5 protein-coding genes and 1 rRNA gene are annotated in these 6,077 nt (G+C 65.7%); 2 read left to right on the forward strand and 4 right to left on the reverse strand.

The annotated features are described in order from the left end of the window. Nucleotides 1–73 precede the first annotated feature (73 nt). On the forward strand, nucleotides 74–1,354 hold the full coding sequence (locus EPA99_RS14090) for an NAD(P)/FAD-dependent oxidoreductase (RefSeq protein ID WP_129471861.1): 1,281 nt from the start codon (nucleotides 74–76) through the stop codon (nucleotides 1,352–1,354). Nucleotides 1,355–1,639: 285 nt separating this feature from the next. Here the strand turns inward: EPA99_RS14090 and rpoH are convergent, their stop codons facing one another. The 3 genes from rpoH to motA form a co-directional block, all read right to left on the reverse strand. Next, nucleotides 1,640–2,518: an RNA polymerase sigma factor RpoH gene (gene rpoH, locus EPA99_RS14095; protein ID WP_129471862.1), complete on the reverse strand. Its 879-nt coding sequence runs from the start codon at nucleotides 2,516–2,518 to the stop codon at nucleotides 1,640–1,642. A 184-nt stretch (nucleotides 2,519–2,702) separates the two neighbouring features. Next, entirely contained in the window at nucleotides 2,703–3,713 is a 1,011-nt protein-coding gene (gene motB / locus EPA99_RS14100) for a flagellar motor protein MotB (protein WP_129471863.1), read from the reverse strand. A 6-nt stretch (nucleotides 3,714–3,719) separates the two neighbouring features. Next, nucleotides 3,720–4,574 (reverse strand): flagellar motor stator protein MotA, encoded by an 855-nt coding sequence (gene motA, locus EPA99_RS14105; RefSeq protein ID WP_129471864.1) that lies wholly within the window; start codon nucleotides 4,572–4,574, stop codon nucleotides 3,720–3,722. Nucleotides 4,575–4,680: 106 nt separating this feature from the next. Here motA and EPA99_RS18735 point away from each other — a divergent pair, with 106 nt between their 5' ends. After that, on the forward strand, nucleotides 4,681–4,845 hold the full coding sequence (locus tag EPA99_RS18735) for a hypothetical protein (protein WP_164978653.1): 165 nt from the start codon (nucleotides 4,681–4,683) through the stop codon (nucleotides 4,843–4,845). A 1,142-nt stretch (nucleotides 4,846–5,987) separates the two neighbouring features. Here the strand turns inward: EPA99_RS18735 and rrf are convergent. Then, nucleotides 5,988–6,077: ribosomal RNA gene (gene rrf, locus EPA99_RS14120) — 5S ribosomal RNA — on the reverse strand; the annotation flags it as partial.

The following is a 6,077-nucleotide window of genomic DNA, read 5'->3' on the forward strand; positions in this document are numbered from 1 at the left end:
CCGATGTGATGGACCGCGCAGTCGCGCGACCGACATCGGCCGGCCAAGGCTTTCCCCATCCCAGTAGATCCTCATGACAAGCCAACCGCACCACATCGTGGTCGTCGGCGGCGGTTTCGCCGGCCTGTGGGCCACGCGCGCCCTCGACGATCCATCCGTCCGCATCACCCTGATCGACCGCCGCAACCATCACCTGTTCCAGCCACTGCTGTACCAGGTCGCCACCGCCGGGCTGTCGGCACCGGATATCGCCGCACCCTTGCGACACATCCTGGACGCGCAGCACAACGTGGAAGTGCGCCTGGCCGAGGTGACCGACCTGCACCCGCAGCAGCGGGAAGTGGAGCTGGGCGATGGCACCCGCGTGCGCTACGACACCCTGCTCCTGGCCGCCGGCGCCACCCACGCCTACTTCGGCAACGACCACTGGGCACCGTTCGCCCCGGGCCTGAAGACCCTGGACGATGCGGTGCGCCTGCGCCGCAAGATGCTGCTGGCCTTCGAACGCGCCGAGATGGAGACCGACCCGGCCAAGCGCGATGCCTGGCTGAACTTCGCCATCGTCGGCGCCGGCCCCACGGGAGTGGAATTGGCCGGCACGCTGGCCGAGATTGCCCGGCATACCTTGAAGGACGAGTTCCGCCACATCGATCCGCGCAAGGCGCGCGTGCGCCTGATCGAAGCCGGTCCGCGCGTGCTGCCCTCCTTCCCGCAGGACCTGACCGACAAGGCCCGCGCGCAGCTGGAGAAGCTGGGCGTGGAAGTAGTGACTGGCACCCCGGTGAGCGACATCAACGCCGAGGGCTACCGGCTGGGCGAGCACTTCATCGCGGCCAAGACCGTGGTGTGGGCCGCGGGTGTGGCGGCTTCGCCGCTGGCGCGCGCGCTTGGCGTGCCGCTGGACCGTGCTGGTCGTGTGCTGGTGCAGCCCGATCTGAGCGTGCCAGGGCATCCGGAGATCTTCGTCGGCGGCGACCTGGCCTCGGTACAGCAGGACGGCAAGCCGGTGCCGGGCGTCGCGCCCGCCGCCAAGCAGATGGGCAAACACATCGCCCGCGCGATCAAGGCGCGCCTGGCGGGCAAGCCGACCACGCCCTTCCGCTACCAGGACTTCGGCAACCTGGCCACGATCGGTCGCATGGCCGCCATCGTGCACCTGGGCAAGCTGAAGTTCTCCGGCCCGCTGGCCTGGTGGTTCTGGCTGGCCGCACACGTTTACTTCCTGATCGGCTTCCGCAACCGCTTCGTGGTGCTGGTGAACTGGGCCATGGCCTACATCAGCTACCAGCGCGCCGCACGCATCATCTTCGGCGACGCCCATGACGAGCGAAAGCCCGGCGGGGACACGCGCTGACCGGCTGCTCGCCTGCAGCACGCATCGCGCCGCAGGCGCGATTGGCGCTGCGTACTGCGGTCACGCTCACGGACACAGAGATCACCACCGACCCAGGCACGGCGTATGGCCAAGGGGCGACGCGATTTGGAAGCGCGTGCCTCGCGGGTACATGCCCGGCCATCACCGGGCCTCGCTGCCCGCTGCAATTGCCGCAATGAGCGTTGAAGTGCGGCATCACCTCCACCTCGTTCCACAAAAAAGCCCCGCCGAAGCGGGGCTTTTCAATCTTGCGCTACGCGTGAATCAAGCAGCGAACAGCGCCTTCATCTTCTTCAGCGCGTTGGCCTCGATCTGGCGGATGCGCTCGGCAGAAACGCCGTATTCGTCGGCCAGCTCCTGCAACGTGATCTTGCTCTCCGAGTCCAGCCAACGACGACGGATGATGTCGCGCGAGCGCTGGTCCAGCGTCGCCAGGCCTTCGCGCAGCAGCTCCAACTGGTTGTCCTCGCTGTCCGCGCGCTCGTACGCCTGCGAGGGATCTTCCTCGTTCGCGCGCAGATACGCGGCCGGCGAAGGCGGTGCATGGTCCTCGTCCTCGTCGCTGGGCGCATCGAAGCCGACATCACGACCGGACAGGCGCGACTCCATCTCCAGCACCTCACGCTCGGACACATTCAGGTCCTTGGCCACGGCGCTGACCTCGGCCGCGTTCATCCAACCCAGGCGGGTCTTGGACTTGCGCAGGTTGAAGAACAACTTGCGCTGCGCCTTGGTCGTGGCGACCTTCACGATGCGCCAGTTCTTCAGGATGAACTCGTGCATTTCCGCACGGATCCAGTGCACGGCAAAGCTCACCAGACGCACGCCCATGTCCGGGTCGAAGCGCTTGACCGCCTTCATCAGGCCGATATTGCCTTCCTGGATCAGGTCGCCCAGCTGCAGCCCATAACCGTTGTACCCACGCGCCACGTGCACCACGAAACGCAGGTGCGAGTGCACCAGCTCGCGTGCGGCATCAAGATCGTCCTCGTCGCGGAAACGACGCGCCAGCTGCTGCTCATCATCGACCGACAGCACCGGAATCTGGTGCACCGCGCCGATGTAGGCATCCAGCGAACCCAGCGCGCTGGGTACGGGGAGGTTGTTGGCAACCAAGGCTGTGGAAGCAGAGATCTGGTTCATGTGGTCCATCCTAGCAGTCGAAAGGTTGGACTGCTAACCACCTGGAAAGTTCCCCAGTGTTGCGCTAGCAGAACACAGGTGCCGATTTCATTCAGCTTTTAGCTGATTTCAGAACAGCCCGAAGGCGCGATTTCTGACCGGACCGATGCTAACGAAAGCGATGTAAGGGGTCGGTGGACGCTTTTCAAGACGCCGCTGGCGCTGGCGACGCCGGGGCTGCAACGGCGGCAGCCGCCGGGGACGGGCCGGACGCCGGAACCGGGGCGCTGGCAGCGCCCTCGGTCTGGGTGGATGCTTCTGTTTCGGCGCCCTGGCTGGTCGCGGCGATCGGCGTGTCCGTTTTGGCCGCCTGGTCCAGCGCCTGCTTGTTCAGCACCACGATACTGATGCGTCGATTCACCGGACTGCGCGGGTCGGTCTTGTCGAACGGCACAGAAGCCGCAAGGCCCACCACCCGGGTGATCTTGGCTTCTTCCAGCCCGCCCTTGATCAACGCCCGCCGCGCCGCATTGGCGCGCTCGCTGGACAGCTCCCAGTTGCCATAACCGTCCTGGGCATGGAACGGCGTCTCGTCGGTATGACCGCTGATGGCGATGCGGTGATCCTCGCCGGCCATCACCGCGCCCAGCTCCTTGAGGATCTCGGTGGCGTAGTCCTTCAGCGTCACCCCGCCCAGGTCGAACATCGGGCGATTGAGCTTGTCCACGATCTGGATGCGCAGGCCCTCAGGCGTCAGATCGATCAGCAGCTGGTCCTTGAACGGCGCCAGCGCCAGGCTCTTCTCGATCGCCGCCTCCAGCTCCTGCTTCAGCGCAGTCAACTGACGCTTGTCGCGCGCTTCGGCATCGGCCTTCTCCTCGGCCTCGCTCTTCTTCTGCCCGGCATCGGGACCGACGCCACCCGGGATCGCCATGGCATTGGAGGTCGGGATCATCTTGTCCGCAGCGCCGCCAGGGCCCAGCGAGCTCATGCCGGGGTTCTGCGCCTTGCCATTGAAGGCGCTGGGATTCTTGAAGTATTCGGCGATGGCGGCCTTTTCCTGCTTGGTACCGGTGCCGACCAGCCACATGACCAGGAAGAACGCCATCATCGCGGTGACGAAGTCGGCGTAGGCCACTTTCCACGCGCCACCGTGGTGGCCACCGGCCACCTTCTTGACGCGCTTGACGATGATGGGGGGCTTCTTGTCGCTCATGACGGATCAGCGGCTGCCGCGCAGGTGGGCTTCCAGGTCGGCGAACGCCGGACGCACGTCGGAGAACAGCAGCTTGCGCGCGAACTCCACCGCGGTCGAAGGCGGATAGCCACGAAGACTCGACACCAGCGCCATCTTGATGATCTCGAACGCCTTGCCTTCCTCATGCGCGGCGTGGTGCATGGCCGAAGCCAGCGGGCCGATGAAGCCATAGCCCAGCAGGATGCCGAGGAAGGTGCCCACCAGCGCGGCGGCGACGTGGTGGCCAATGATCGCGGTGTCGCCGCCGATCGAGGCCATGGTGATCACGATGCCGAGCACGGCCGCGACGATGCCGAAACCCGGCAGCGAGTCGGCCAGCACCTGCACGGCATGGGCCGGTTCGGCGGCTTCCTGGTGATGGGTTTCCACCTCGATCTCCAGCAGCGCTTCCAGCTCGTGCGGCTCGAGGTTGCCGCTGACCATCAGGCGCAGGCAGTCGGTGGTGAACTCCATCAGGTGATGGTCGGCCATCAGCTTGGGGTACTTGGAGAACACCGGGCTGGCATCGGGATTCTCGACATCCTTTTCGATGCCGATCATGCCTTCCTTGCGCGCCTTCATCAGCACGTCGTAGACCATCGACAGGATGTCGATGTAGTCCTGCTTCTTGTACTTGGCCCCCTTGAGCAGCTGCGGGATGGACTTCATCGCACGCTTGACCACCTTGCCGGAGTTGGCGGCAAGGAAGGCGCCGAACGCCGAGCCGGCGATGATCAGCACCTCATAGGGCTGCCACAGCGCAGCGATCTCGCCATGCGACAGCACGAAGCCGCCGAGGACGCAGCCGACAACAACGACAAAGCCAACGATGATGAGCATGGCGCAAGCACGACACAGGGGAGACCCAGCTGATATCGGCGCGACTCACCAGAAGTTAACTTGCCTCCCCCAACTGGGATGCCTACCCCAGCCGGGCCGCGGCGCCGTGGCCGTGGCCGTGGCCGTGGCCGTGGCCGTGGCCGTGGCCGTGGTCGTGGTCGTGGTCGTGGCCGTGGCCGTGGTCGTGGTCGTGGTCGTGGCCGTGGCCGTGGCCAGGGTCCGGTATGACCCGGCGGCGGGCCGGCGGCAGGAAACAGGCGGCTGGTGGTAGGTGGCTAGCGCAGGCGGGAACGCGGCACGGGGCAAGGTCGGTCGGCCCGGCAGCTGCCGGCCGCCCCGGGGCGGCACTGGCCTCCCCAACCGTTCGCGCTCTGCGGCGCTTGAGCGCCTCACCGGCACAGGTCCGGGCTACACCGCGCCCGAGCACTTCGCGCTGAGCGCCAGCGGCCCAATTCCCCGCTGCGTGCGCGCCGGATCAGGGCTTTGATCCCGGCCTTCCAGTCCGAGAATGTCGTGCCCGTTTCGCATGCCGACCTACCCGACACGCATCGCAACGCCACGCGCAGCTCGACGCTGCAACTGCTGGACGCTGGCACCACGTCGCGCCTCTCCAGCCCAGCCCCACAGCCCGGCACACGATGGCCGTGGTGGCTGGGCTTCGTCCTGTGCGCCGGCCTGAGCTGGTGGATCGAACGCAGACGAGCCCCGCATCCTCCCGGTCGTGATGCACCAAGCGCCTGAAGTTCGCGATGAGTCAGTAACGCAATCCATCCGCTCTTCGGGCTGAGTGCGCACGCCTCGCCCAGCCAGCCCCATCGGAGAAGCTAGAGGTAGCCCGGTGGCCATCAGCTGCAAAGACGCTTCATTGGTAAAGCCTCTTCGCGGCTAAAGCGCTCCCACAAGAGGCCTGTACGGTCCTGGCTCCACGCGCATTCGACTCACTTTGAGGAATAGAGCGACGACGACCACGATCACCTGCGACAGGCTAACGTCAGCCCCATGCTTCGCTTTGACACGCTGATCGTCTGCAGAGGCGTGCATCCGCAGCTATGGGAGCGGCTCGAGGTGGCCTAGGGCCATCAGCCGCGAAGGGCTTTCACGACAAAGCCTCTGCGCGGCAGATGGCCCGAGACCACCTAGCGCCGCTTCCTGGGATGCTCCCGTGGCTCGAGGCGCCTGTGTGAATTTCGGCACACCCGAACAAGGCCTTTCTTTATCGCCTGCTCGCGGGCGGTGAATCTTTAGGCCGCTTCAGCTCGAAGCTCCTGGTGGTTCCCACCGACGATCAAAGAGCCGGCTTTAGCCAATCTCCCGCCCTTCCCTTGTCGGGAGGGGGCACACTAACGCTGTGCCACTTTTGTTTCGCGCAAAGACAAACCCCCAGCTTTTGGCTGGGGGTTTGCGGGAAAAAGACCCTGGCGATGACCTACTCTCGCATGGCTTGAGCCACACTACCATCGGCGCAGCTGCGTTTCACTTCCGAGTTCGGGATGGGATCGGGTG

Origin of the sequence: Pseudoxanthomonas composti (genome assembly GCF_004122095.1) — a bacterium.
In the GTDB taxonomy this organism is placed as follows: domain Bacteria; phylum Pseudomonadota; class Gammaproteobacteria; order Xanthomonadales; family Xanthomonadaceae; genus Pseudoxanthomonas_A; species Pseudoxanthomonas_A composti.